2 protein-coding genes are annotated in these 1228 nt (G+C 59.9%); both read left to right on the top strand.

The genetic code is table 11. The annotated features are described in order from the left end of the window. Positions 1-54: 54 nt before the first annotated feature. Entirely contained in the window at positions 55-531 is a 477-nt protein-coding gene (locus tag BLIN9172_RS17810; protein WP_101556189.1) for an IS3 family transposase, read from the top strand. A 25-nt stretch (positions 532-556) separates the two neighbouring features. Then, positions 557-925, top strand: coding sequence for an integrase core domain-containing protein (locus BLIN9172_RS17815; protein WP_257904185.1), 369 nt, complete (start codon positions 557-559; stop codon positions 923-925). Positions 926-1228: the final 303 nt, after the last annotated feature.

Consider the following 1228-nt stretch of genomic DNA (forward strand, 5'->3'; position numbering starts at 1 on the left):
ACCTCGCCTCGCCCCCGCCTTTTTCCCGGCGGAGATCCAGCGCCTATCCCACTAATGAACAGATTCATCCACGACACCACCGACGCCACGCCAGCTCAGCCACGCGTCCCGGCCCCTTCCCCTGCTGTTGCACGGGCTGCTGCTGCCTCCTGCTGCGACTATCAAGTACTCTGGCCTTCACCCCGTGCTGTCCGGGACCGGGAGCTCAAGACCGCCATCCGGGACGTCTACGAGGCGAACTATTCCTGTTACGGGGTGCGGAAGATGTGGAAGGCGATCAACCGCGAGTATGCGGACCGGTTCGGGAATATCGCTCGGTGCACGGTCGAGCGGTTGATGCGCCAGCTGGGCATTGACGGGGTTCGTCGTCGGCGGAAGCGTCCGAAGACGGCCTCGGCCAGGGCCGAGGAGTGCCCGGAGGATCTCGTCGAACGTGAGTTCACAGCTGAGGGTCCGAACTGTCTCTGGGTCGCCGACATCACCTATATTCCGACCCAGCGTGGGTTGGCAGGTGACGAATCATATGCGTGAGTCGCTGGCCAGGGACGCGTTGACGATGGCTCTGGCAGCGAAGTTCCGGGCCGGCGAAGACGTGTCCGGGCTTGTCCACCACTCGGATCGCGGAGTCCAATTCAGGTCGATTCGCTATGGCGAGACTCTGGCAGAATCCGAGATCGTGGCGTCGGTGGGGTCACGCGGGGACTCATACGATAATGCCATGGCTGAAGCACTGAATTCAGTCTACAAAGCGGAACTGATCGACCGTCGCGAATGGTCGGGGTTGATCGAGGTGATGGCAGAGACGTCGAAATGGGTTTTTTGGTACAACCAGGCACGCTTGCATTCGGCGATCGGGTACCGGCCGCCGTTCGAGGTGCATGCTGCGTGGATCAACCAGGATGACATCGAGTCGGTAGCCGCTTAGGAAACCAAGGAAAACAGCCTCTACGACACAGCGAGCATGGTAGTGAGGCTTCTGGCGGGATCTGACTTCCTATGAAACTGACGCTTCGGCTTTCGGAGTTGTCCTGCCCAGGACTCGTCGATACCGCCAGGAGCCTCGAGCAAAGTCTGGAAGACCAGGCTGAGCGGGGATGTGACTTCATAGGACCCTGTTCAACATGTCTCATCACTGTTGTGTCCTCCCGGCCCGGCTCGAGTCATCCAACACGTTACTCGTGAAGGAGAGGACCACATCATGAAGGCCTTACCTGTTTCGACTCACGAA

Source organism: Brevibacterium linens ATCC 9172 (genome assembly GCF_900169165.1).
Classification (GTDB): domain Bacteria; phylum Actinomycetota; class Actinomycetes; order Actinomycetales; family Brevibacteriaceae; genus Brevibacterium; species Brevibacterium linens.